The organism is Bowdeniella nasicola, assembly GCF_900107735.1.
GTDB classification, from domain to species: domain Bacteria; phylum Actinomycetota; class Actinomycetes; order Actinomycetales; family Actinomycetaceae; genus Bowdeniella; species Bowdeniella massiliensis.
In genome coordinates, this window is the sequence record NZ_FNQV01000002.1 from 109,610 (window position 1) to 134,359 (window position 24,750).

General features: G+C 62.6%; 25 protein-coding genes. 12 read left to right on the forward strand and 13 right to left on the reverse strand.

Features of this window, described 5'->3' with window-relative positions; translation table 11 throughout:
* Positions 1 to 23 precede the first annotated feature (23 nt).
* Entirely contained in the window at positions 24 to 1,403 is a 1,380-nt protein-coding gene (gene lpdA, locus BLU67_RS01730) for a dihydrolipoyl dehydrogenase (protein WP_092561392.1), read from the reverse strand.
* Positions 1,404 to 1,553: 150 nt separating this feature from the next.
* Positions 1,554 to 3,011, reverse strand: a complete 1,458-nt coding sequence (locus BLU67_RS01735) for a leucyl aminopeptidase (protein ID WP_222842321.1) — start codon at positions 3,009 to 3,011, stop codon at positions 1,554 to 1,556.
* A gap of 51 nt (positions 3,012 to 3,062) precedes the next feature.
* On the opposite strand from BLU67_RS01735, the gene BLU67_RS12350 reads away from it, so the two are divergent.
* From BLU67_RS12350 to BLU67_RS01745, 3 genes are read left to right on the forward strand one after another with little or no spacing between them, the layout of a single operon-like run.
* Entirely contained in the window at positions 3,063 to 3,416 is a 354-nt protein-coding gene (locus BLU67_RS12350; protein WP_222842322.1) for a hypothetical protein, read from the forward strand.
* Positions 3,413 to 3,847: a hypothetical protein gene (locus tag BLU67_RS01740; protein WP_092561396.1), complete on the forward strand. Its 435-nt coding sequence runs from the start codon at positions 3,413 to 3,415 to the stop codon at positions 3,845 to 3,847. The genes BLU67_RS12350 and BLU67_RS01740 overlap by 4 nt, the downstream gene beginning before the upstream one ends.
* Positions 3,848 to 3,854: 7 nt before the next feature.
* On the forward strand, positions 3,855 to 4,886 hold the full coding sequence (locus BLU67_RS01745) for a quinone-dependent dihydroorotate dehydrogenase (RefSeq protein ID WP_092561601.1): 1,032 nt from the start codon (positions 3,855 to 3,857) through the stop codon (positions 4,884 to 4,886).
* Here BLU67_RS01745 and BLU67_RS01750 read toward each other — a convergent pair.
* The gene (locus BLU67_RS01750) at positions 4,879 to 5,874 is read right to left on the reverse strand and encodes an SLAC1 family transporter (RefSeq protein ID WP_092561398.1); all 996 of its coding nucleotides are present in this window, start codon (positions 5,872 to 5,874) and stop codon (positions 4,879 to 4,881) included. The genes BLU67_RS01745 and BLU67_RS01750 overlap by 8 nt on opposite strands.
* Positions 5,871 to 6,458, reverse strand: coding sequence for a DUF3043 domain-containing protein (locus BLU67_RS01755; RefSeq protein ID WP_222842323.1), 588 nt, complete (start codon positions 6,456 to 6,458; stop codon positions 5,871 to 5,873). Before BLU67_RS01755 ends, BLU67_RS01750 begins: the two co-directional genes overlap by 4 nt.
* A 46-nt stretch (positions 6,459 to 6,504) precedes the next feature.
* Here BLU67_RS01755 and BLU67_RS01760 point away from each other — a divergent pair, with 46 nt between their 5' ends.
* Positions 6,505 to 7,881, forward strand: a complete 1,377-nt coding sequence (locus BLU67_RS01760) for a dipeptidase (protein ID WP_092561402.1) — start codon at positions 6,505 to 6,507, stop codon at positions 7,879 to 7,881.
* On the opposite strand, the gene BLU67_RS12210 is transcribed toward BLU67_RS01760, so the two are convergent.
* A complete protein-coding gene (locus BLU67_RS12210) occupies positions 7,878 to 8,285 on the reverse strand; it encodes a DUF4333 domain-containing protein (RefSeq protein WP_176780653.1) in 408 nt (135 codons plus the stop codon). The genes BLU67_RS01760 and BLU67_RS12210 overlap by 4 nt on opposite strands.
* Before the next feature lie 53 nt (positions 8,286 to 8,338).
* On the opposite strand from BLU67_RS12210, the gene BLU67_RS01770 reads away from it, so the two are divergent.
* The 6 genes from BLU67_RS01770 (at position 8,339) to BLU67_RS01795 (ending at position 13,857) form a co-directional block, all read left to right on the forward strand.
* Positions 8,339 to 9,232, forward strand: coding sequence for a glycerate kinase (locus BLU67_RS01770; protein ID WP_176780654.1), 894 nt, complete (start codon positions 8,339 to 8,341; stop codon positions 9,230 to 9,232).
* Positions 9,233 to 9,314: 82 nt separating this feature from the next.
* Positions 9,315 to 9,668: an iron-sulfur cluster insertion protein ErpA gene (erpA, locus tag BLU67_RS01775; RefSeq protein ID WP_092561408.1), complete on the forward strand. Its 354-nt coding sequence runs from the start codon at positions 9,315 to 9,317 to the stop codon at positions 9,666 to 9,668.
* A 79-nt stretch (positions 9,669 to 9,747) separates the two neighbouring features.
* A complete protein-coding gene (locus tag BLU67_RS01780) occupies positions 9,748 to 10,674 on the forward strand; it encodes an FKBP-type peptidyl-prolyl cis-trans isomerase (protein WP_092561410.1) in 927 nt (308 codons plus the stop codon).
* Between the two features lie 149 nt (positions 10,675 to 10,823).
* Entirely contained in the window at positions 10,824 to 11,672 is an 849-nt protein-coding gene (gene coxB, locus BLU67_RS01785) for an aa3-type cytochrome oxidase subunit II (RefSeq protein WP_092561412.1), read from the forward strand.
* Positions 11,672 to 13,387 (forward strand): aa3-type cytochrome oxidase subunit I, encoded by a 1,716-nt coding sequence (ctaD, locus tag BLU67_RS01790; protein ID WP_092561414.1) that lies wholly within the window; start codon positions 11,672 to 11,674, stop codon positions 13,385 to 13,387. The genes coxB and ctaD overlap by 1 nt, the downstream gene beginning before the upstream one ends.
* The gene (locus BLU67_RS01795; protein ID WP_222842325.1) at positions 13,387 to 13,857 is read left to right on the forward strand and encodes a cytochrome c oxidase subunit 4; all 471 of its coding nucleotides are present in this window, start codon (positions 13,387 to 13,389) and stop codon (positions 13,855 to 13,857) included. The genes ctaD and BLU67_RS01795 overlap by 1 nt, the downstream gene beginning before the upstream one ends.
* Before the next feature lie 231 nt (positions 13,858 to 14,088).
* Here the strand turns inward: BLU67_RS01795 and BLU67_RS01800 are convergent, their stop codons facing one another.
* The 5 genes from BLU67_RS01800 to BLU67_RS01820 all read right to left on the reverse strand — a co-directional run bounded on the left by BLU67_RS01800 (position 14,089) and on the right by BLU67_RS01820 (position 19,090).
* Positions 14,089 to 14,709 (reverse strand): superoxide dismutase, encoded by a 621-nt coding sequence (locus BLU67_RS01800; protein WP_092561416.1) that lies wholly within the window; start codon positions 14,707 to 14,709, stop codon positions 14,089 to 14,091.
* Positions 14,710 to 14,867: 158 nt separating this feature from the next.
* A complete protein-coding gene (locus BLU67_RS01805; RefSeq protein ID WP_222842326.1) occupies positions 14,868 to 16,607 on the reverse strand; it encodes a cytochrome bc1 complex cytochrome b subunit in 1,740 nt (579 codons plus the stop codon).
* The gene (locus BLU67_RS01810) at positions 16,604 to 17,671 is read right to left on the reverse strand and encodes a cytochrome bc1 complex Rieske iron-sulfur subunit (RefSeq protein WP_176780655.1); all 1,068 of its coding nucleotides are present in this window, start codon (positions 17,669 to 17,671) and stop codon (positions 16,604 to 16,606) included. The genes BLU67_RS01805 and BLU67_RS01810 overlap by 4 nt, the downstream gene beginning before the upstream one ends.
* The gene (locus BLU67_RS01815) at positions 17,668 to 18,444 is read right to left on the reverse strand and encodes a cytochrome bc1 complex diheme cytochrome c subunit (protein WP_092561419.1); all 777 of its coding nucleotides are present in this window, start codon (positions 18,442 to 18,444) and stop codon (positions 17,668 to 17,670) included. The genes BLU67_RS01810 and BLU67_RS01815 overlap by 4 nt, the downstream gene beginning before the upstream one ends.
* A 31-nt stretch (positions 18,445 to 18,475) precedes the next feature.
* Complete coding sequence (locus BLU67_RS01820) at positions 18,476 to 19,090, reverse strand: aa3-type cytochrome oxidase subunit III (RefSeq protein WP_222842327.1); 615 nt, start codon at positions 19,088 to 19,090, stop codon at positions 18,476 to 18,478.
* Between the two features lie 220 nt (positions 19,091 to 19,310).
* On the opposite strand from BLU67_RS01820, the gene BLU67_RS01825 reads away from it, so the two are divergent.
* The gene (locus tag BLU67_RS01825) at positions 19,311 to 19,709 is read left to right on the forward strand and encodes a response regulator (RefSeq protein WP_092561423.1); all 399 of its coding nucleotides are present in this window, start codon (positions 19,311 to 19,313) and stop codon (positions 19,707 to 19,709) included.
* Entirely contained in the window at positions 19,706 to 20,743 is a 1,038-nt protein-coding gene (trpD, locus tag BLU67_RS01830) for an anthranilate phosphoribosyltransferase (RefSeq protein ID WP_092561425.1), read from the forward strand. Before BLU67_RS01825 ends, trpD begins: the two co-directional genes overlap by 4 nt.
* Here the strand turns inward: trpD and BLU67_RS01835 are convergent.
* Genes BLU67_RS01835 through BLU67_RS01845 form a run of 3 tightly spaced genes read right to left on the reverse strand, consistent with a single transcriptional unit; the run spans position 20,740 to position 24,715 of the window.
* On the reverse strand, positions 20,740 to 21,021 hold the full coding sequence (locus BLU67_RS01835; RefSeq protein ID WP_092561427.1) for an Lrp/AsnC family transcriptional regulator: 282 nt from the start codon (positions 21,019 to 21,021) through the stop codon (positions 20,740 to 20,742). The two genes, trpD and BLU67_RS01835, sit on opposite strands and share 4 nt — an antisense overlap.
* Entirely contained in the window at positions 21,018 to 22,856 is a 1,839-nt protein-coding gene (locus BLU67_RS01840) for a DEDD exonuclease domain-containing protein (protein ID WP_092561429.1), read from the reverse strand. Before BLU67_RS01840 ends, BLU67_RS01835 begins: the two co-directional genes overlap by 4 nt.
* Before the next feature lie 35 nt (positions 22,857 to 22,891).
* On the reverse strand, positions 22,892 to 24,715 hold the full coding sequence (locus BLU67_RS01845) for an AMP-dependent synthetase/ligase (protein WP_092561431.1): 1,824 nt from the start codon (positions 24,713 to 24,715) through the stop codon (positions 22,892 to 22,894).
* Between the last annotated feature and the right edge of the window lie 35 nt (positions 24,716 to 24,750).

Here is a 24,750-nt window from a genome sequence, read left to right on the forward strand (position 1 = left end):
GAGTTGTCTCCTTAGTTCAAACGTTAGTTGTGGGCGTGCAGCGGCTTGCCGGCCAGGGCCAGGGCGGCTTCGCCCATGGCCTCGTCCTGCGTCGGGTGAGCGTGAATAAGGGCGGCGACATCCTCGGGGTAGGCCTCCCAGTTGACGATGAGCTGGCCTTCGCCAACGAGTTCGCCGACACGGGCGCCAATCATGTGGACACCAACAATCGGACCATCCTCAACACCAACGAGCTTGATGAAACCGGTGGTCTTCAGGATCTGGGACTTGCCATTACCTGCGAGGTTGTACTCGACGACCTTGACCTTGTCATCCCCGTAGAGTTCCTTGGCCTTCGCCTCGGTGATACCGACGGAGGCGACCTCGGGCTCGCAGTAGGTTACGCGCGGAATGCCGGACTCCTCGATGACCTGCGGCGACATGCCGGCAATCTCTTCGGCGACGAAAATCCCCTGCTGGAAGCCGCGGTGAGCGAGCTGCAGGCCGGGAACGATATCTCCGACGGCGTAGATGTTGCCGACGCCGGTGTGCAGGCGCTCGTTCGTGAGAACGAAGCCCCGGTCCATCGAGATGCCCTGCTCTTCGTAGCCGAGATCCTTGGTCACGGGGCCACGACCAATGGCGACCAGCAGCACGTCTGCCGTGATGGAGTCGCCGCTTTCGGTTTCGACGGTCACCGAGTTCTCGTCCTGCGTCGCCGACTTGAACATCGTGTTCGTCTTGAAGTTGATCTTGCGCTTGCGGAACGCGCGCTCCAGCGCCTTGGAGATTGAGGGATCCTCGTTCGGCACGAGGTTTGGAAGACCTTCAATGATCGTGACGTCGGCGCCGAAGGAGTTCCACACGGAGGCGAACTCGACACCGATAACGCCGCCGCCGAGGACGATCGCGGACTTCGGAACCTCGTCGAGGGTGAGGGCCTGCTCACTCGTCATGATGCGGCCGCCGATATCCAAGCCGGGGATCGTCTTGGAGTAGGAGCCAGTGGCGAGGATGACGTTCTTGCCCTTGAGCTTCTTGCCGTCGACTTCGACGGTGTCCTTATCAACGAGCTTGCCCCAGCCGTTGATCAGCTCAACCTTGCGGGATGCCACGAGGCCCTGCAAACCCTTGTACAGGCGAGCGACGACTCCATCCTTGTACTTGTTGACACCTGGCATATCGATGCCTTCGAGGCTCATGTTGACCCCAACCGAAGCGGCGTCCTTGGCGGTGTCCGCGACTTCGGCGGCGTGCAGCAGCGCCTTGGTGGGGATGCATCCGCGGTGCAGGCAGGTGCCACCGAGCTTGTCGCCTTCAATCAGGGCGACTTTCAGTCCGAGTTGAGCGCCACGCAGCGCGGCGGCGTAGCCACCGCTTCCTGCTCCTAGGATGACGATGTCGTACGTCGGCGTATCTGTCACGTGCTACTCCTCATGGATGGGGCCATGCGCCCCGTTGAATATCCTCGGGACCATTGTCCCACTAAGTAGCGCTCGAGCAACTACGGTCCCGCACCGTGGCCGCTATGAGGCGGGCCACCTTTGGTGCGGGACCGTTGTGATCGAGGGGATTTACTTCTCGAAGTTCTCCAACAGGTTGACCAGGGTGCGCACTGCGAAGCCGGTGCCACCCTTACCCGTGTAGCCGTAGGGCGCATGCTCGTGGAATGCCGGACCGGCAATATCCAGGTGAGCCCAGGGAGTGTCCTTCACGAAGTGCTTGAGGAAGAGGCCAGCGCTCAGCATCCCGCCCCAACGCCCGCCAATGTTCTGCAGGTCTGCGACGGGGGACTTCAGGCCATCGTTCAGTTCCTCCGGCAGCGGCATCGGCCAGAAGGCCTCGCCCGCAGCATCGGCAGCAGCAACAACATCGGAGCGCAGCTCGTCATCGCCCATGACGCCCGCGACCCGCTCGCCAAGAGCAACGACAGCGGCACCCGTCAGGGTCGCGACGTCGAGGACCGCGTCGGGCTCGTCCTGAACGGCGCGCGCTAGCGCATCAGCCATCACCAGGCGGCCTTCGGCATCGGTGTTGAGGACTTCCACCGTCGTGCCATCGAGCATGGTGATGATGTCGCCGGGACGCTGTGCGCCGCCGGACGGCATATTCTCCGCGAGTGCCAGCCAGCCGGTGACCTTGACCGGGAGCTTGAGCTCGGCGGCGGCGACGACGGCATTAAGGACCGCTGCGGCGCCTGCCATATCGCACTTCATCGTCTCCATGCCCTTGCCAGGTTTCAGAGACAAACCACCCGAGTCGAAGGTGATGCCCTTGCCGACGAGCGCCACGTGGCCGCTCGCCTTGGCCGGGGAGTAAGACAGCTGGACGAGGCGTGGCGGGCGAGTCGAGCCCATCCCGACCGCGAGAATGCCACCGTAGCCGCCAGCATCGAGCTTCTTTTCGTCGAGAATATCGACCTTAATCTTCAAGCCCTTAGCGGCCTGCGTAGCGTAGTCGGCGAAGGTCTCGGGGAAGAGATCGTTCGGAGCAATGTTGACCAAGTCGCGTGCTCGGTTAACTGCCGAGGACAGGATCGACGCGCGCTCAACGGCGGCCTTTACGTCCTTTTCGCCGGCCAGAGTAGTGGCGATCGTGACCTTTTCAACCGGGTCCTTATCGCACTTCTTATACTGCGCAAACGCGTAGGAACCCAGGAGAGCGCCCTCGGCAATCGCGCCAACTTCTTCGGCACCGGAGGCGGGCAGGGCAATGGCGACGTGGGAGTAGCCTGCAAGCGAGCGGATCGCGGAGCCCACTGCTCGGCGCAGGGCTTCCGGAGATGGATCCTCGCCAACACCGACGATTGCCACCGGGATGGAGAACTCATCGGAGACGACCTTCGTGACGCTGCCTTCCTTGCAGGACACGTCGAGGGTATCGATCAAAGCGGCCAGTGCCGCATCAGCTTTTTCGGAGACTTGAGAGCCGCAGAACGGGACGACTTTGTCATCGACCTTTGTTGCGCCCAAAAGGAGGATGTCGGACTTCAGAGCGGATAGTTTCTTGGCATGCAAATCAACTGTGTTCACACACCATAGGGTAGACGACGCAGAGTAAGCGGACACGGTAATCTGGCGGACGTGTATCTTGCCATCTGGTTGTCTGCCGCGCTGACGGGTGTCCTGGCGCTGTGGGCTGCCTACTTTGCCATCGTTGATCGGGCGGTCATTTTCAAGCAGCTGATTTTCGCTGCGGTCATCGAGGCGGTAGTCGTGGTGACGGCTATTATTGCGGGGATACACCAGGCTCGCGGCTACGTCGTTTCCGATGCAATAACTCTGTGGGGTTATCTGCTGACGTGCCTGATCCTGTTGCCCATTGCTGGCGCATGGGCATTCGTTGATCGCACGCGAACGTCGTCTATCGCGATGGTGATCGTATCCCTGTCGCAGGTCGTATGCCTGTGGCGGGTCTGGCAGATATGGGTGGCATGAGCACGGTAACGACATCGGCAACTGATACGCGTCGACCCGCCTACGGGCTTGGGCGCGTCTTGATTTTGATCTATGGCATCTTTGCCCTTGCCGCCACCGCTCGATCCGCTGTCCAGCTGATCCGCAACCCAAGCGAAGCGCCACTTGCCTATAGCCTGTCGGCACTCGCCGCCGTGATCTACATCCTGGCCACGGTATCGCTGGCGCATAACGGAAAGCGGATGCGACGCATCGCGTGGGGGGCCGTGATCTTCGAAGCTCTCGGCGTCATCACGATCGGAATCGTCTCCTTCCTCCACCCCGAGCTCTTTCCCCGCGCGACCGTGTGGTCACATTTTGGCGCCGGATACGGTTTCGTTCCGCTCGTCCTACCCTTCCTCGGCATCGCGTGGCTGTTTACGTCGAATCCCGCACGCCTTGCCCAGAACTAGAGTGAGCATCATGTACCGCACCCTCTTCGACCACGTCATCACCAAGTCGGATCCGGAAACAGCCCACGGCGCATCGCTCTCAGCGATCGCGCTAGCTGGCGGCAACGAGGTGGGCAGGCGGGGGCTTCGGGCGACATTTGGTCGCGAACCTTCTCGCCCCGTGCGAAACGAACGACTGCGAGTCTTCCCGCGGCCATTCCCCGGCCACCTCGGACTAGCGGCCGGAATGGATAAGAACGCCACCGCCGTACTCGGCTTGAAGGCGCTTGGTTTCGCGTTCGTTGAGATCGGAACCGTGACGCGACACGCCCAGCCCGGCAACGCGAAACCTCGCATGTGGCGGCATCTCGACGAACGCGCGCTTCGGAACAAGATGGGGTTCAACAATGAGGGAGCGGATGTTGTCGCCGCACGGATGCGGGACCTGAGGTCGAACGCTGCAGGGCGGTCCGCGATCGTTGGTATCAATCTGGGCAAGTCGAAGATCACGCAGGCTGAGCACGCCGCGGACGATTACGGGTACTCCGCACGTCTTCTGGCCCCATGGGCGGACTATCTGGTCATCAACGTGTCTTCGCCGAACACCCCGGGCCTGCGAGATCTTCAAGCCGTTGACTCTCTTCGCCCGATCATTGATGCGGTCCGCACGGCAGCTTCCCGCTCGGCTGCGCGCGATGTTCCATTGCTGGTCAAGATCGCGCCGGACCTAGCCGATTCCCAGATCGCCGAAGTGGCGCAGTTGGTGCGAGACGAAGGGATTACCGGAATGGTCGCGACGAACACGACCATTGCGCACTCCTACGGTGAGGGCGGCCTTTCGGGCCGACCGCTGAAGCAGCGAGCCCTTGAGGTGGTGCGCCTCGTGCGCAACGAGCTTGGGCTGCGGCCGGTCCTCATGGGGGCAGGAGGAATTGAAACCCCCGAGGATGGACGGGCGATGCTCAACGCAGGAGCCGACCTGCTACAGGCGTATTCCGGATTTGTTTACGGTGGTCCCGCATGGCCGGGAGCAATGAACCGCGCTCTCGCCACTAAATAAAAGCAGCCGCATCCCGGTTTAGCGACACCAAAGAGCGCGTCAGAAGGTATCCGATCCACACCGTCGCGAGGCTCAAGGACACCCAAGCTGCCCACGGCGCCACCGAGCTGAACACGATGATGACGGCATTGGCGAGCGCAGCGATGGGAAAGGTCGTTGCCCACCAGGTCAGGGTAAACGGCGAGGACCAGAGCCGATTCCTCGGCAATACGACAAGGGCGAGAAACAGCATCCCGGTAGCAAGCAGCGTGGCATCGACGAGCGGAGTTACCGAACGCATGACCGACAGTACGGGGGCATACCCCGAATTCACCGGACCATCGATGATCGCGTGCCAGCCGATCAGCGCCACGGGTGCAGGGGCAATGAGCACGGCTAACGTAGGAACGATCCGCGCAGGCAGGACCTCGTCGTGGACAAAAATCCGGCGAAGAACGATCGGTTGGAGCGAGAACCACAAGAGCAACCCGAGTCCCCACAGCGCCATCACCAAGCCCGTCGGTGCAATGCTCGCTCCAGCAAAGGACGCGACCATCGTTCCGACCACGGGGATGAACCATGCGGGGGATAGTGTCGTGAGGTTGATGTCGGTTCGAGCGAGCCACGCGCCAAAAACGTGGACCGAGATCGCAAGGTGGCCCACCATGGCCGGCCACCACACCCACGCAACCGACCCTCCAAGGAGCGGCAAGGCTGCAGCGCACAATACGAGCGTTCCCACGCTTAACGTGGCCAGAAAGACGACGGGAAATGGATCAGATAGTTCGCGTCGAACGGCCTGCGGGTAGCTAACCAATCGGGCGATCTGCACAGCCACGAGGCCAAGCCACACCACCGCTGCGATGCCAAGGAGGGCGGTCCCAATTCCCTGCGGGGCGCCCAGTCTTACGGAGGCCTGGAACCAGGCAGCCGCGAGACCGCCAAGGCCCATGACCGAAGCGAACACCGCAAACGGAGTCCGCGCTAGCAGCGGCGGTGGGGTGGTCATTTGTGATGACCGGGAAACTCACCACGGCGGTTCTGCGGCTTCGGCATGCGCCACGGACGGATCATGAAAGCGCGCGAGAACGCGTACATACCCGTGAAGCGCGGGATCTGATCGGCATCGAAGCGCGCCTTCAAATGGCGGCGCAGGATGAAGACCATCAAAAGACCATCGATGATGCCGCCGAAGACAATGACATACATGCCCAAGGTGACGTAGGTGGCGACCGCGGGCAGCCACGTCACAATCACCATGGCGATGATCATGAGGAATGCGACCGGCATGAAGAGCTCGCCGATATTCCACCGGGCATCGACATAGTCGCGCGCAAACCGACGGACCGGGCCCTTGTCCCGCACCGGCATGTAGCGTTCATCGCCCGTCAACATGCCTTCGCGTTGCCGAGCGTATGCCTCATTGCGCTGGCGGCGAGCGGCTTCCTTGGCCGCCTTGCGATCATCGACGACAAGCGGCCGACGGTTCTTTGCTTCGGCTTCGCGTCGCTTTGGCGTCGGACGGCCTTTGCCCGAGACGGGAGGTTCCGGCTCGGCGGGCAGCTCTGAGGTGGGCTTTTTACGGAAGATCACGCTTCGATGGTACGCGATTGGGCCGCGGCCAGGTACGCTCGTGTTCGTGATCACAGTAGCTGAATTGAAAGAACGCATCGATGAGGCCTTCGCCCAGGTGCGCACGGATTTGGAGAACCTGGTTCGTATTCCTTCGGTCTCGTCCGCAGCCTTCGATCAGGCGCATGTACGAGCCTCAGCGGAGTACACCGCGGAACTGCTCCGCGGGGTCGGCATGGACAGCGTCGAGATCCTGACGGCGCCGGATGCCAACGGCGCCGAAGGCCGGCCAGCCGTCGTGGCGCATAAGGCTGGCAAGGCCGATAAACCTCGCGTGCTCCTTTACGCCCACCACGATGTCCAGCCGCCAGGCGATGTCGCCGACTGGACGCAAGATGACCCGTTCGAGCCAGAGGTGCGCGGCGAGCGCATGTATGGTCGCGGCACCGGCGACGACAAGGCCGGGATTGTGGCCCACGTTGGGGCGCTTCGACTCCTCGGCGATGACCTTGGCGTTCCCGTCACCTGCTTTTTCGAAGGTGAGGAAGAAATTGGCTCGCCTTCGTTCCACAACTTCCTCACGACATACCGCGACAAGCTCGATGCCGACGTCATCATCGTGCTCGATTCGGCCAACTGGAAGGTCGGTACGCCTGCACTGACGACCAGCCTACGAGGCCTCGTCGACGTCACCGTCACCGTGAAGACGGGAGATTTCGCCGTTCACTCGGGCATGTTTGGGGGACCCTACCTCGACGCCGTGACCTGCATGTCGCGCCTGATCTCGACCTTGCACGACGACAACGGAGACGTCGCTGTCCCCGGGCTGCACATGGCGCCGGAATCTGACCTGGACTACCCCGAAGAGACGTGGCGAACTGATGCCGGAGTCGTCCCCGGCTACGAACTCGCTGGCACCGGTTCGATTCCCACACGCTTGTGGTCGAAGCCGGCGATTTCTGTCATCGGCATGGACGTGACGAGCGTGGACATGAAGTCCAACACCATCATCCCCTCGTGCACTGCGGCTCTGTCCATGCGTATCGCGCCGGGCCAGGACCCGCAGGCGGCCGCCGATGCACTGAAGGCCCACCTGGAAAGCAACGCGCCGTTTGGCGCGGATGTTGACGTGACAATCAACGAGCTCGGTCAGCCCTTCGATGCCGGTGATGACACTGAGATGATGCGCCTTGCTCGGTGGGCCATGACCCAAGCGTGGGATAACGAGGCCGTCAACATTGGTATGGGGGGCTCGATTCCCTTTATTTCGGTGCTCTCGGAGGTGTTCCCTAACGCTGACATCCTCATCACCGGGATCGAAGATCCCGACACCCGTGCACATGGCGCAGACGAGTCTGTCCACCTAGGTGAGCTTCGAGGCGCAACCCTGACGGGCGCTATCGTGCTCGCCGCCCTCGCGGGCGATATCGAGCCAGAGCTCTAACTCGTCGGTGATTCGCTCGGCGAAGGCGATTCGTCTTCGCCGGGCGTATCCGCTTCGCCCGGCGCTGGCGAGGTAGGAGAGGGAGCGGGGTTAGCCGGATCTGGTGCGACCGAGACGGCAATCTTGACTTCGCCCGATTTACTATCGACGGCGGTCACTTTCGCCGTGGCGATCAACGGCTCAGAGCCGCCCGAAATCGAGCACTGCGCTTCGGCGCCTACCTCCGCTTCAATACCTGCCGGGCACAGCACGGCCGGGGCATCGCCCAGCTCGGATTCCACACTCTGTGCGATCCGTTGCTGCAGTTCCTCAGCTGGAACCGGTTTGACGTTGGTCCCGGAGCAGCCGAGGGTGCCGAGCGCCAGCGACAGCACGGCAGCGGTGGTCAGTCTCGCCAGTTTCATGCCTCCATCGTGCACTATGATCAGCCCCATTGCCCAGCTACAGGAGAACTCCGTTGCGCGTATTGCTAGTTGCCGACGACCCTGAGGCACGTTCGGACTTCGTTGCGGGCTGGCATGATCGCCGCCCCGAAACCGACATGTCACACGTACCGGGAAGTGAACTGTCACCCGACCAACTACCCGCATTGTGGCGCGTTGGCTCGCAGCTTGACGTAGCGGGCGAAGATGCCCGTCAGGAGCCCTTGTCCTCAACGGCGCCATTGGTTCCCGACGTTATCGACCTGCTGACCGCTGCCGAGTCCCATGACGTGACTGTCGTGGCGGGTCTGACGGTCATGCATGACGGCGGACAGGGCGTCTTCACGGCACTGGATCTTAACGAGCGGGAGGCCCTGAAGCGGGTTGCTCCCCGGATGACGATCGGCGCGGTAGACCACGCGCCGCTGCTGGGTCTACACTCCCGCTCGGCCCAACTCGCAACCACCGGAGCGGTGAGCCACGACGATGCACAGCGCCATGACGCCGCGATCGGGCAGTTCGTCGCGGAGGTATCCCGCGAGTTTGGATCCTCCCCCCGAATCGCTCGGCTGGAAGGTAGTGGGACAGCCGGGGGAGTTGCCTTCCTACTGGCGGCTGCCGGAGCACGGTTGGTGACCTTTCCAACCGCGATCGCCGAGCATTACGGCTGGTCGGATCTCGTTCAGGACGCGGACCTCACCATTGTGCTGACTGATGAGTCAGACCCGACCGCGTTATTGAGCGGCTGGGCGGCAACCCTCGGCGGCTACAGCATGGAATCCGGCACACCATTGGCTCTCGTCGGCAACGTCACGGGACTTCCGCGGCGCCACCTCGCCAGTATTGGCGTATCCGATTATTACGTCCGGGCGGAGCGCAGCTACCGCGAAGTGGGCCGTGCACTTGCTGCTACCTGGATACGCGCGTGAGCCGTTTTGCCGAACGCGGAACGCATTAGCACCCAAGGACAAATCGACGTAGGCTGCTTTCAGACAATCCGAGGAGGTCGCTATGACAGACACCATCAATGAACTTCCCACGCATGAAGTTAACCTCACGACGGAGGCAGCCCAGAAGGTTTCCTCCCTTCTGGAGCAGGAAGGACGCGACGACCTTCGATTGCGCGTGGCCGTCCAGCCTGGCGGCTGTTCCGGCCTGATCTACCAGCTGTACTTTGATGAGCGTCTGCTCGACGGCGACGCCGTACGCGACTTCGATGGCGTCGAGGTCGTCGTTGACAAGATGAGCGTGCCGTACCTGGCTGGCGCCACCATCGATTTCGCCGACTCCATCGAAAAGCAGGGCTTTACGATCGACAACCCGAATGCCGCAGGCTCGTGCGCATGCGGAGAGTCCTTCAACTAGCTTTGAGCTCACGCCCGGGCGCGCACCAAGCCGCGACCCGGGCATCGTGCTGTCTACGACCCACTAACTGAAAGTCAGAATGAAACGCTTCGCGCTTGCAGCTACCGCTGCCGCTGCCCTTGTCCTTTCCGCTTGCTCTGGTAACTCCACCGCCACGGACCCCGAGACTTCTGCGCCGTCGACGACCGCGCCCCAATCCGACGTCGCTGTCAAGGTTGTCGATTCCCCAATTTTTGAAGTCAAGGGCGATGCGGGCAGCGCCCCGGAACTCACCTTTAACGGTGATGCGCCTGCCGAGCTGCAGCGCTACACGCTCGATGCCAAGCCGGATGGCGCCGAAGTCGGTCCCGACGACGTCGTCTATGCCCACTATCACGGCCAGGTGTGGAACGGGGAGAAGTTTGACTCTTCCTATGACCGCGGCGCGCCCATTGCGTTCTCCCTCAATGGCGTGATCCCGGGCTGGAAGCACGGCCTGACGGGTGCTCGCGTCGGCGAGCGTGTCGAGCTGTCAATCCCGTCTGAATACGGCTACCCGAATGGCACTCCCGACGGCGGGATTAAAGCGGGCGACACCATCGTCTTCGTCGTAGAAATTCTCGACTCCGTCGCACCCGACACGCCGGCACCTGCAGCCGGGGAACAGGTATCGGATCCGGCCGAACTTGGCCTCACCGTAGAAGACGCCGATGGGCAGCTGAAGTCCGTGACGGTCGAGAAGAGTACGACCGAACCAACCGAACCCAAGCTCGTGAAGCTGACCGAAGGCACCGGCGAGGGGACCGTCGCCGAAAACTCGCAAATGATCGTGCGGGTGGTCGGCGGTACGTTTAATGGCGAGCCGACGCCAGGAGGCGCTCAGATCATTACCGCGGATGCGGCAGCAATGCCTGACACGGTTGGCGCAGCCCCCGGCGCGCGTTTCGCTCTCCTAAGCCCCGCCTCGGGTCAGGGACCCGCCCAGGCCGCGGTGTTTGACATTATCAAGGTGCTTTCGGCGAAATAATTCGCCCATATCGGGCAGAGCGCTGAGACGTGTTCCACACAATGACACAAATGGGGAACACGTTCTGACAGCGAGTCGAATCACCAGGTAGTCTGTGGCTAAGGACGAAAGTCCCACGAAGAGTTTCATGCGGAGGAGTGACCGTGCGAATGAAGTCCCGCACCGAGAGGAGCACACGCTGGCGCGTTCTTGCGTTAGGTGTCGTCCTCTCTCTCAGCCTGGCAGGCTGTTCGGCCGACCAACTGTCAACGGGATTTCTCCCGTCCAAGCCGGGGCTGACCGATAAGACAGCCTCGATCATCAGCCTGTGGAACGGCGCCTGGATCGCAGGTCTCGCAGTTGGTGTGCTCGTTTGGGGCTTGATCATCTGGTGCGTCATTGTTTACCGCAAGCGCAAGGATGACAACACTCTGCCGGTCCAGTTGCAGTACCACGTGCCGCTGGAAATCATGTACACGGTCATCCCGATCTTCATGATGGGTGTGCTGTTCTACCACACGGTCAAGACGACCGATGAACTGTGGGACACCTCCGGTGAGGTGGACAATCACATTTCCGTTTACGGCAAACAGTGGTCGTGGGACTTCAACTACCTCGATGATGATGTCTACTACGCGGGCGAACGCATCGCTTTGACAGGCAAGGAAGGCGACTTCGACCGCCTGCCGACCCTGTACCTGCCGGTGAACGAGACCATTGAATTCCAGCTGCACGCGCGCGATGTTCAGCACTCGTTCTGGATCCCCGCCTTCTTGACCAAGCTGGACATGATCCCCGGCGAGCAGCGCGTCTTCCACGTCACTCCGCAGGAGACGGGCACGTTCGTTGGCAAGTGTGCCGAGCTATGCGGTGAGTTCCACTCGGAAATGCTCTTCCAGGTCAAGGTCGTTGAGCGTGGCGAGTACGACGCAGAAATGCAAAAACTGCGCGATGCCGGAAATGTCGGCGAGCGCGGCGCCGAGTTTGACCGTACCTACAAGCCGGGAGGATCCTACTAATGGCTACCGGAACGACCCAGCACGTAGATCAGGTGCCCGGTCTGCGGCCACAGCGTCAAAAGCTCGGGCAGACAATCGTCAGCTGGATTACCTCCACGGACCACAAGACCATCGGCTACATGTACATGTGGACCTCGATGTTCTTCTTCGTCTTGGCGGGCATCATGGCCATGGTGATCCGCACCGAGCTCTTTGAGCCGGGCATGCTGCTGGAATCGAAGGCACAGTTCAACCAGCTGTTCACCATGCACGGAACGATCATGCTGTTCCTGTTCGCTACGCCGATGTTCACGGCCTTTGGCAACGTGCTGGTCCCGCTCCAAATCGGAGCCCCTGACGTCGCCTTCCCGCGCATGAACATGTTCGCTTTCTGGCTCTTCCTTTTCGGCGGCCTCCTGGCGTGCGCCGGCCTCATCATGCCGGGCGGCGCTGCAGACTTTGGCTGGACCGGCTACGTCCCGCTATCGACCCGCCCATACGCACCCAGCTTGGGTGCCGACCTATGGGTCCTCGGCCTTGCCATGACCGGCTTCGGCACGATTTTTGGTTCCGTGAACTTCATTGCCACGATCATCACGATGCGTGCACCCGGCATGACAATGTTCCGGATGCCGATCTTCACCTGGAACATCCTCATCACTTCCGTGTTGGTCCTGATGGCCTTCCCGGTTCTCGCATCCGCGTATTTCGGCCTAGCTTCCGATCGCATCCTCGGATCCCAGATCTACAACCCTGAATCCGGCGGCGTGATCTTGTGGCAGCACCTGTTCTGGTTCTTCGGCCACCCGGAGGTCTACGTTCTCGCGCTTCCGTTCTTCGGAATCATCTCCGAGATCATTCCCGTCTTCTCGCGTAAGCCGATCTTCGGTTACAAGACTTTGGTTTTTGCTACCGTCGCGATTGCGGCACTGTCTGTGACAGTCTGGGCGCACCACATGTACACCACGGGCGCCGTCATGCTGAGCTTCTTCGCTTTGATGACGATGCTGATCTCGGTGCCCACCGGCGTGAAGTTCTTTAACTGGATTGGCACAATGTGGCGGGGGAAGATCACCTTCGAAACGCCGATGCTGTACGCCCTGGGCTTCCTCGTCACCTTCGTCTTCGGTGGCCTGACGGGAATTATCTTGTCCAGCCCGGCGATGGATTCTCACGTCCACGACTCCTACTTCGTCGTCGCGCACTTCCACTACGTGATCTTCGGAACCGTGGTGTTCGCGGTCTTTGGTGGCTTCTACTTCTGGTGGCCCAAGATGACCGGACGCATGCTCGATGAGCGCCTTGGAAAGATCCAGTTCTGGCTACTCTTCCCGGGCTTCCACCTCACCTTCCTCGTCCAGCACTGGCTGGGAGTCGAGGGCATGCTGCGCCGTACTGCTGACTACATGGTTGAAGACGGATTCACCTTCTTGAACCAGATCTCGACTGTTGGCGCATTCATTACCGCGCTGTCGATGCTGCCCTTCATCTGGAACGTGTGGAAGACCCAGCGCGGTCCGCGCACGGTCTTCGTTAACGATCCGTGGGGCTTTGGTGGCTCGCTCGAATGGGCCACCGAGTGTCCGGTGCCGCGTCATAACTTCCACGCGCTGCCCCGGATTCGTTCCGAGCGTCCGGCCTTCGACCTGCATCATCCTGAGGTGGCAGCGCTCGACCGAGTCGATCCGGAGCAGATCCGCATGCCGGCCGCTATCTCGAGCGAGGAGAGCAAGTAATGGAACAGAACAAGGTACTGCTTTCAGAGCAACTCGCGAAGCCGGACGGCTACTCGAACGAGGCCAAGCCGCTGCGCGTTGAGATGCTGATGTTCTTCCTGGGCATCTTCTTCTTCGGGCCGGTCGCCATTGGCTACATGATCGTGGCGAACATGGAACCTGTCGGTACGACGGCCTTCCTGCTCCTCGCAGGCATGTGTGTCCTCGTAGGCGGGTATTTGTGGATTCTCGGCCGCCGAATCGATAAGCGCCCGGAGGATGACCCCTACGGCGAAATCGCGGAGCGTGAGGGCCAGCTCGGCGAGTTCTCACCTCACTCCTGGTGGCCGCTGGTTCTTGGCATCGCTACGACCCTGGTGTTCGCTGGTCTTGCGATCGGTCGCTGGGTAGTGGTGATCGGCGTTGCCGTCGCGATTATCGGTCTGGTCGGCCAGCTCTTCGAATTCTCCCGCGGGATCCACGCGCACTAAGGAAGACGCACCTTCCTTCACGTACTCGGGCCGCCTCCTATGCAACCTAGGAGGCGGCCCGGCTATATATGCGTCCGCGCAAGGCGCTGGGACAGTGCGTGTCGGCCCAGAAGGGCCTTGGTCGGGGGAAGTGTCCACAAGCCCCTCAGGGGTCGGCAGAGGCGCCCACACACAGTTCAGGGCGGCGAGGCCGGAGCCTAACCGCCCTGAGAGCGCGTGAACGCTTAGAGGCTAGACGAGGAGCCCGGAGTAGTTCTCCTTGGCGCGTGCGAGGCGCTCGGCGACGTCTTCCCAGTTCACGATGTTCCAGAACGCCTTGACGTAGTCGGCCTTGACGTTGAGGTAGTCGAGGTAGAAGGCGTGCTCCCACATGTCCAACATGAGCAGCGGCACCACACCAACCGGAATGTTGCCCTGCTGGTCGAAGAGCTGGAAGATCACGAGCTTGCCTGAGATCGTGTCGTAGGCAAGGATCGCCCAGCCGGAGCCCTGAATGCCGGTAGCTGCAGCAGCAAAGTGTGCCTTGAAGGCATCAAAGCTGCCGAAGTTCTCCTTGATCGCGTCAGCGATCTCGCCCTCCGGCTCGCCACCTCCGTTGGGGGAGAGGTTCTTCCAGAAGACCGAGTGGTTCGAGTGTCCGCCGAGGTTGAACGCGAGGTTTTTCTCGTGCAGGTTCACCGCTGCCAGGTCATCCTTTTCGCGGGCTTCCGCCAACTTCTCCAGAGCAGTGTTCGCGCCATCCACATAGGCCTTGTGATGCTTGGAGTGGTGCAGCTCCATGATCTTCGCCGAGATGTGAGGCTCGAGAGCAGAGTAGTCGTAGGGGAGGTCGGGCAGAGTGTAAACAGCCATGAATTCTCCTGTTCATCGTTCTCCGCCGCCGGTTGCGACGGAGACGTTCACGCTTCTAATCTATGGCCTAAAGTCCTATGTCGCGACTCTTTCCGCCAACAGCGAGCGGCCGGTTTCCCCTTTAATTTGGGGAAACCGGCCGCTATCAGCTGTGTCGGTTAACTACGGTTTGAGTCAACCTTGCTCTTGGCCTCAAGAGCGCGATACACCGCTTCTTGATCCTTCGGATCCAACGTCGCGACGGAGGTCGATGCCAGGTGGGCATGCTCCTCATGCGCGGCGGCAAGTTCCTGCGGGGAGACCGGACGCACCCGATCTTCGTAGAAGAAGCGAGACAGGCGCTGCTTGATGCGATCGGCCTTGTATCCCTTTCGCTCGATGCCGTTGGCGTCGACCTCGGGCTCGATTTCAATCGGTGCACGGTCCTCGAAGGAGACCAGCGTCCAGCGCTCATAGGGGTTCAGCGGACGGTGGACTTCCATCATCGCGCCGTTTTCCAGCTGGACCACACGTCCGGTCTCATGCCCATGCAGGACAAGCTCCCGGTCGCGGCGCTGCAGGGCCAGGCAGATCCGCTTTGTCAGGTAGAACGCGAGCCACGGAAGGAGGAAGAACCCAAAGCGTAGGACCCACGTAATGAGGTTGAGGTCGAGCCCCAAGTGGGTGGCCACGAGGTCGTTCGATCCTGCGATCACGAGAACGAGGAACGCCGTAATTATCGAGACGCCAATCGCGGTGCGTACCGGAGCGTTGCGCGGACGATCAAGGATATGGTGCTCGCCCGTGTCCTTGGTGGCGGCCTTCTCAATGAACGGCCAAGCGCCCAACAGTGTGAAGAGCACGCCTGGAATGACGACGCCGGGCACCAAGATGTTCAGTGAGAGCGTGTAGCCGCCAATGACGTATTCGGTCTGTCCAGGCATCAGGCGCAATGCACCCTCGAGGAACAGCATGTACCAGTCAGGCTGGGCGCCGGCTGAAACCGGAGAGGGATCGTACGGGCCGTAGTTCCACACATTGTTGATGGAAAGGAAAGCTCCCATCAGAGCGATGACACCAAAGACGATGAAGAAGAAGCCGCCGGCCTTCGCTGCATAGACCGGCAGGACCGGGTAGCCCACAACATTCTTGTTCGTCTTTCCGGGCCCGGGGTACTGGGTGTGCTTGTGCACGACGACCATCATGAGGTGAATCGAGACCAGCGCCAGGATAAGGCCGGGAACCAACAGGATGTGCGCGGTGAACAGCCGCGGAATGATCACAGTGCCCGGGAACTCGCCGCCGAAGAGACCGTAGGAGACGTAGGAACCGAGAATCGGAATCGACTTGGCGACACCGTCCGCGATTCGCAGACCGTTTCCGGAAAGGACGTCATCCGGCAGGGAGTAACCCGTGAAGCCGGCGAGCAAACCTAGGATCAGGAGCGTGAAGCCGACGACCCAGTTCAGTTCGCGGGGACGACGGAAGGCGCCCGTAAAGAAGACGCGGAACATGTGGGCCGTGATGGCCGCCATGAACAGCAGGGCAGCCCAGTGGTGCATCTGGCGCATCAAGAGGCCACCACGAACCTCGAACGAGAGCTCAAGTGTGGACTTGAATGCCTCCGACATCTCCACGCCCTGCATCGAGGTCGGGAGCTGGTCGGTGGGGTAGTGCACCTCGGCCATTGACGGCACGAAGAAGATCGCCAAGAAGACGCCGGTCAGGACCAGCACGATGAAGCTGTATAGAGCGACTTCACCCAGTAGAAACGACCAGTGGTCGGGGAAGACCTTACGTGCAAACTCCCGAACTGCCTTAGCCGCGCCGGTACGCGAATCGAGGAAGTCACCAGCTTTAGCCGGACCCGACATGGTGCGGGGCTTCTTCTGCGCCGCAGAATTCGTTGATGTCGTCACTTCAGGCGCTCCCAGTAGCTCGGGCCAATAGGTTCGTGGAAGTCACTGGTCGCGATGAGGTACCCCTCATCGTCGACGGTGATCGGAAGCTGCGGCAGCGGTCGCTTGGCCGGACCGAAGACCACCTTGGCGCCGTCCGTCATGTCGAAGGTCGACTGGTGGCAGGGGCACAGCAGGTGTTTAGTCTGCTGTTCGTATAGCGCCACCGGACAACCCACGTGGGTGCAGATCTTGGAGTAGGCAACGATGCCGTCGTAGGACCAGTCCTTGCGGTCCTCGGCCTCGATGAGTTCGTTGGGATCGATACGCACCAGCAGAACGACGGCCTTCGCCTTTTCTTCCATGAAGTGCTCTTCGCCTGGAAGCTTGCCGAGCTCGTGCGGAATGACGTGGAAGACAGATCCGATCGTGACGTCGCTCGCCTTGATGGGCTCGTCCTCGGGATCACGCGCGAGACGACGTCCCTGCGCTCCATCGGGACGGTTTGCCCAGGCAGTATGACGGAACTTGGAGATGTTCCAATCAGAGGAGAGGTTGCCGATCAGCGGAACCGCGAACGGCAGCGGAGCCAGCAGCAACGCGGAGGCGAGCGCGCCCTTGAGAACCGGGCGGCGCTGGATTCGGGAATCAGCGACGCCGTCGGTGAGCTTTCGAACGGCTTCTTCGCGAGTGAGCTCATCCGACGTGATCGGGTGACGTTCCTCGACGATTTCGGAATCGACCATGAGGGCCTTGGCCCAGTGGACAGCGGCAAGACCAATGCACAGCATCGCGATGCCGAGGCCGGCGCCGATCGACAGCGTCGAGAACCGGACGGCCTGAGCGCCGCCGGCAGTATCGAAGGCGAAGTAACCCGCTACGCCACCAACGGCGGCGATGATCGAGATGACCAGCAGGGCTACGACCTGGCGCTCGGCTCGTTTTGCAGAGCGCTCGTCCGTATCAGACAGCCGCTCCTTGTGCGGGGGCAGGCCGGGGTTCTCGAAGCGCTGGGGGTGTTCGTCGCGTTCAGCAACATCGTTGCTAGCGGCGTGTGAGGGGAAGTCAGGCTGGTGAGTGCTCACGAAGATTTCGCTCCAATCCAAACGGACAGGCCAATGAGGGAACCGAGACCGATTACCCAAACCCACAGGCCTTCGGAAACCGGGCCGAGCGAGCCGAGTGACAGGCCGCCCGGTGAGGGGTCGCGCTGCTCCACGAGGTAGGCGATGATATCGCGCTTGCCCTCGGGCGTTACGGACGCTTCGTTGAAGACCGGCATCGACTGCGGGCCGGTCAGCATGGCCTCGTAGATCTCACGGGGAGTGACTTCGTACAGGGGAGGAGCGACTTTGCCTCTCGACAGTGCACCGCCGGCGCCGACAGCGTTGTGGCACATCGCGCAGTTGGTCCTAAACAGCTGCATGCCCTTGGCAGCGTTGCCCTTGGCAGGGTCGACCTGATCATCGGTCGGAATGTGTGGGCCCGGGCCAAGCGAGCCGACAAAGGCCGACATCGCGGCAATTTCTTCCGACGTGAACGTCGGGGTCTTCACCGGAGCCTGGGGAGCGTTGGCGGCCATCGGCATCCGGCCCGTGGACAGCTGGAAGTCGGCCGAGGCGGCACCGACACCGATGAGCGAGGGGCCGATATCCGTGCCCTGACCCTGGTTGCCGTGGCAGGTCGAACAGTTGGACTGGAACAGGGCTTCGCCCTGCTTGACTTCACCCGCAGAACCGGTTTCGGCGTCAGCGGCCGGCGAGAGTGCTGCATACACCCAGCCGGTCAGAAACAGCGAGAGTAACAAGAGGATGAGGGGAGCCCGCTTGCTCCGCCGTCCTGCTGCAAGAGCCTTCACGATATAGGTCCTTGTCGGGTAGTAGGGGCGGTCACTTAAGAATGTAGATAATGCCGAACAGCACGACCCACACGACGTCGACGAAGTGCCAGTAGTAGGAACAGACGATAGCCGTCGTGGCCTCGTGCTGGGTGAAGCGGCGCGCCACAAACATGCGGCCGAGCAAGAACAAGAATGCGATGAGGCCGCCGACAACGTGCAGGCCGTGGAAGCCCGTCGTGATGTAGAAGACCGAGGCATAGGGGTTTGCTCCGATATGGAGGCCCTCGTGAACCAGCTCGGCGTACTCAAAGACCTGGCCGCCAATAAAGATGGCGCCCATGATGAAGGTCAGCGTGAACCACTCGATCGCGCCCCAGCGGCGGACATCCCACAGCGCTCCAGACCGGACCTTCTTAAACTTCTCCGCTGCGTGCACACCGAGCTGACACGTCACGGAGGACAGGACCAGGATCGACGTATTTGCGAGCGCGAACGGGAAGTTCAGCAGATCAGTATTTTGCGGCCAGATCTCGCTTGAGGCAGATCGGTGCGAAAAATACATCGCGAACAGGCCAGCGAAGAACATGAGTTCGCTGGACAGCCAAACGATGGTGCCGACCGCTAGGGTGTTCGGTCGGTTCACCTCGACACGGGGTTTGCTCATGGCGACTGATGATGACGACACGCTGTCATTATGTCCCATATCGGGTGCATTCCACACATTTTGTGCCGGAGTGTGGGCCCTTGGGCCCAATTATCGTGGCAAACTCGCCGCCAATTTCTGTGTGTGACGTTGATCGCGAGGGCGTGGCGTCGAGACGGATTTACCGCCTGGGCGCAAAACACGATTAGCATGGGGGTAGTCACACGTAGGAGGAAAACTCATGGACCAGCCCAGCGTTGAGCACGTGGATGTTCTGCTCTATAGCGATGATGTCACCACGCGCGCTGAGGTCATCCGGGCCGTCGGTCGTCGGGCCGCTCGCGACTTGCCGTTGATCCGTTGGGACGAAACCGCGACCGCCGCTGCGGTGCGCGAAAAGGTCGCGGCCCATGACTACGACTTCTTGGTGCTGGACGGCGAGGCCGCCAAGGTCGGCGGAATGGCGCTCAGCAAGGAGCTGAAGCAGGAGATCTTTAACTGCCCGCCGATCATGCTGCTCATCGCGCGTCCGCAGGACACGTGGCTTGCCCACTGGTCCGAAGCCGATGACGTCTTGCCCTTCCCGCTCAACCCGCGGCAGGTGCAGGAGAAGATCGCTGCGATGCAGCGCCGCCAATGACAAGCCACGAGTTCTTCTGGCCCGACCTTCTCGCGAGCCTCGTTGCCGGGGAGGACCTCAGCTACGAACAGACGTGCTGGGCCATGGGTCAGATCATGGCCGACCAGGTTGAACCGGCGACGCTCGGTGCCTTCCTCGTCGGCCTTGCCACCAAGGGCGAATCGGTTCCCGAACTCAAGGGCCTGGCCGACACGATGTTGGCGCACGCCACCCCGATCGACCTTCCTGCGGGGGCGATCGACATCGTCGGTACCGGTGGTGACCGCGCTAAGACCGTGAACATTTCGACAATGGCGTCGATCGTCATCGCCGGGAGCGGACTGCCCGTGGCAAAGCACGGCAACCGCGCCTCCTCCTCTGCGTCCGGATCAGCGGATGTGCTCGAAGCGCTCGGGGTCGACCTGGGGCTCGAGTTGGAGCGGGCGGCGCAGGGCTATCGCGAGGTAGGGATCTGCTTCCTCTTCGCCAACCTGTTCCATCCCTCGATGCGATTTGCGGCGCCAACGCGGCGCGAGCTTGGCATCGGTACGGCGTTCAATGTGCTCGGGCCGCTGACGAACCCGGCGCGGCCGCGGGCCTGCGCGATCGGGGTGGCAAGCGCGCGACACGCCCCGCTCGTTGCGGGAGTGCTCGCCGAGCGCGGCACCTCGGCGATGGTCTTCCGCGGCGCCAATGGCCTGGACGAATTAACGTCAACCGCGGTGAATCAGGTCTGGCGGGTCGTCGACGGAGCCGTCCACTACGAGGAGTTTGACGCTCGGCAGCTGGGACTGCCGGCCGCCGAGATTGCCGACCTGCGCGGTGCAGACGCGCAGTTCAACGCCGACGTCGCGCGCCGCGTGCTTTCCGGTGAGATCGATATCATCGCGCAGACCGTCGCGCTCAATGCCGCGGCGGCCATGGTGGCGGCCAGCGGTCAGCATGGCGAGCTGGGCGCCGATCTAGCGGCGCAATACGAACGCGCACTCGACACGCTGCGTAGCGGCGCAGCGCTCGCGACGTTGAACGCGTGGGTGGCCTTTTCCGGCCGCTAGTCGCCCAGGCCCAGGGAGAAAGCCTCTTCCAGGTCTTCCTTGGAGTAGGCCTGGAACGCAATGTAGGTACGCGTGTTGATCACGCCATCGATCTTGGAGAGCCGGTCGGCAACGACGCCGGCTAGATCCTCATGCGCCGCGACCCGAGCGATCGCGATGAGATCGATATCGCCCGTCACCGAAAACACCTCGCTGATGCCCTCGAGCTCGACGGCGTCTTTTGCGACCTCGGGGATTCGGTGGGCAACGGCGTCGATAAGAATGATGGCGGTGATCATGGCTGCTCCTTCGCGCTGGGGGCGGATAGCTCCCATTCTTCCTCATCTAGTGCTCTGGCGGCGCCATCGACGTCGCCCGGCAGCGAGGACAGCGCCACATCCGGGCGCAGCGCCGAGGTGAGCGGGTAGGCGAGAGGGACGGCGGTTAGCGGGAACTCGCCGAGCCTGGCGCCGTCGCTGGCACAAAAATCGGCGAGCAGGGCCGTCTCCTCGATCGATGCGCGTTCAGCGAGGTAGGTCGGTGGGGCGACGTCGTCTGCCATCGCGCGCGTAGCGGAGAGGTAAGGCGCGACGGCGGCGCCACGCGGCAGCATGACGGTGCCCGCGAGGCGGCCATAGCGAGCGATCATGAGCTCCCAACGACCGCCTCCCGCTGGCCGTGCGGCGACGAGCTCGGGGCACAGCAGGAAAGGACGCAGGCTATCGAAGCGCCGCGCCCCGTAGCGAGCGGCCGCATAACGATCACGCTCCACGGCCGCCTCCTCGAATCGTTCCGCGGCGACGAGCGCCTCGATCCGAGCCAGGCTCGCGGCGCGCAGGCCGCGAAGGTCACCGGCCAGGCACGTGCGAGCAAGCTCTACCGATTCGAGGTAGCTGGCCGCGGCCGCGGGATCGACGCAGGGCGCCGCGCAGGTGCCGAGCTCCTTGGCCAAGCAGGCGTGGGCGTTCGCGGCCGGAGCAGTGGGCAGCCGCGGCGTGCACGAGCGCAGCGAGGTGGCGCGCTGCAACGCCTCGACGGCTTTGCGCGCCATCGCGGTGGACGGGAAGGGGCCCCAGACCTCGGTCGCGTCGACGGGCACCTTGGCGGTGATGAGGGCGCGCGGATACGCCTCGGAGGTCAGGACGACGAAGCGTGCGGCGGCCGGGCGCTTGGAGCGGACGTTATAGGGCGGGTCGTGCGCGGCGATGAGGCGCAGTTCGCGCACGCGGGATTCCAACACCCCCGAGCACGGCTCGGCACGTACCCGGGTGGCGAGGTCGACCATCTCGCCGATCCGTTTGCGGGTCTCGGCCGAGGTGAAATAGCTGCGCACGCGGCGTCGAATATTCGTGGCAGTGCCGACGTATAGCACTTCGCCGCCGGGCCCCTCGAAGCGATAAACCCCGGGCGTCGTGGGCAAATCGTCGGCGAGGTGAGTCTTGCGGCGTCGACGCTGGGGGACCGGCGCGGTAATGGAGGCGAGGTCCTCGGCGTGGGTGATGCCGAGCGGGCCCACGCGTTCGAGCAGCGAGTGCAGGACGTCGACGGTGGCGCGGGCGTCATCGAGCGCCCGGTGAGTGGGGGAGGTGCGCGCCCCGAACAGGGCGGCCAACGTGGCGAGTTTGTGGTTGCGGGCTTCGGTTTTTGTCACGACGCGACGCGCGAGCCACAGGGTGTCCACGACCATGGGTCGCGGCCACCGGTAGTCAAGCTGGGAGGCAGCGGCCTTCAGGAAGGAGACATCGAATCCGGCGTTGTGAGCGACGAGCACGTGGCCGCGGTCAAAGCCAGCAAACTCCATGAATGCGGCAAAGCACGCCTCGATGCTGGGAGCCGATGCCACCATCGCGTTGGTGATCCCCGTCAGCGAGACGATGTTCGGCGGGATCGGCTCGTCCGGACGCACGAGCGTTTGGAAGTGTCCTAATTCCTGGCCGCCGCGCACCTTGACGGCTCCGATCTCGGTGATCGCCGAGCCCGAGGACCGCGCGCCGGTCGTCTCCAGGTCGACGACGACAAAGGTGACCTCCGAGAGCGGGGTGCCAAGGTCATCGAAGCTCAGCTGGACTGCCTCGCTGCCCCCGCTATCAAGCACGATGCGTCGACCGGGTACGGCGGGGTGAGCAGGCAGCATGGTGCCTACCCTAAGCCCCGCCTGGGACGTGGGGGCTAGCCGCCGTTCGAATCGCGCGCCTTCTTGGCGTCGGCATATAGGGCGTCAATGTCGGCAGCGTAGCGCTCGGCGACGATGTGGCGTTTGACCTTCAGCGAGGGTGTGAGCGCGCCGTTGTCGATCGTGAAGTCGTCATCGAGGATCCGCATCTCGCGGATGGACTCCGCACGCGAGACGCCGCTGTTTGCGCGCGCGATCGCGCCCTGCAGTCGCTCCAGGACGAGCGGATGCTGCTTCGCCTCCGCGATATCCATCGGCTCCAGGCCCTTGTTCTTCAGCCAGATCGGCAGCATGTCCCGGTCGAGCGTGACGAGGACGCCGATGAAGGGGCGGTCATCGCCGACGACCATGCACTGGGAGACGAGTGGGTGGACGCGCAGGCGGTCCTCCAGCATGGACGGGGCGACGTTCTTGCCACCGGCCGTCACGATGATCTCCTTCTTCCGGCCGGTGATTGTCACGAAGCCGTCCTCGTCCATGTCCCCGAGATCGCCCGTCGCAAACCAGTCGTCGCGGAAGGCCTCCCGGGTGGCCTCCTCGTTGTTGTGATAGCCCGAAAAGACGCCGACGCCCCGGCACATGATTTCGCCATCGTCGTCGATGCCGATCGTGGTGCCCGGCAGCGCGTAGCCGACGGTGCCGATCTTCGTGGCGCCGGGCCGGTTGACCGTGAGCGGGGCGGTCGTCTCGGTCAGGCCGTAGCCCTCCAGCACGGTCAGGCCGATCCCGCGGTAGAAGTGCCCGAGTCGTGCGCCAAGGGGTGCGCCGCCGGAGATCGCGTAGGTGAGGTTGCCGCCGAGCGCCGCGCGCAACTTGGAGAGCACGAGCTTGTCTGCCAGGCGGTGCTGCGCCTTGAGCGCAGAGCTCGGGCCGGAGGCATCCAGGGCGCGGGAGTAGGCGATCGCGACGCGAACGGCCCAGATAAAGATGCGTCGTTTCAGCCCGCCGCCCTGTTTCTGCTCCGCGCCCGTGTAGACCTTTTCCCAGATGCGCGGCACAGACATGAGGAAGGTCGGCTTGAAGGTGGCGATGTCCGTCACGGCCTGGGAAGTGTCGGGTGTGTGCCCGAGAGGCACGCCCTGAATGATGCACAACACCGACAGGATGCGGGCAAAGACGTGGGCCATAGGAAGGAAGAGCAGGGTTCGCACGCCCTCGCCTTCGACGACCTCTTGAAGGTCGATCAGGGTGCCCTCGCACAGGACGACGAAGTTGCCCTGGGTCAACACGGCGCCCTTCGGCCGGCCGGTCGTGCCCGAGGTGTAAATGATGGTCGCGACGTCATCGAGCGAGCGCTGAGCGTATTCGGCGTTGATTGCCTCAAGCTCGGATTCGGTGGGCGCGCCCGCGGCAAGGTCCCCGTCCTCAATGACGAGGACGGCCTCGGCCAGGTGTCCGGAATCGATCGTTCGGGCGGCGGCGATGACATCGGCGAGATCGGAGGTTTCGGCGACCGCGAGGCTCGCGCCGGAGTCGGCGAGGATCCACTGGGTCTGTTCCGGCGAGCTCGTTTCGTACACGGGCACGACGGTGGCGCCCAGGTACCACGTCGCCAGGTCGATGAGCGACCACTCCAGGCGCGTACGCGACATCATCGCGACCTTATCGCCCCGCCGAATTCCGCGTCGGTACAGCAGCGCGGCCAGGGCGCGGACCTGCTCGAGCACTTTGCTGGCCGTCAGCGGTTGCCAGGTCTGCCCCGTGCGGGTTTCAAACACCACCATCTCTGGTCGCTCGGAGGCGTGGCGGACGAGATAACTCACGATCGTCATGTCGTCCTCGACGGTAACGGGCAGGGGAACGGAGAATTCCTTCTTCATGAGGGGTCTTCCAGTAAGTGGTCGAGGGCAGTTTG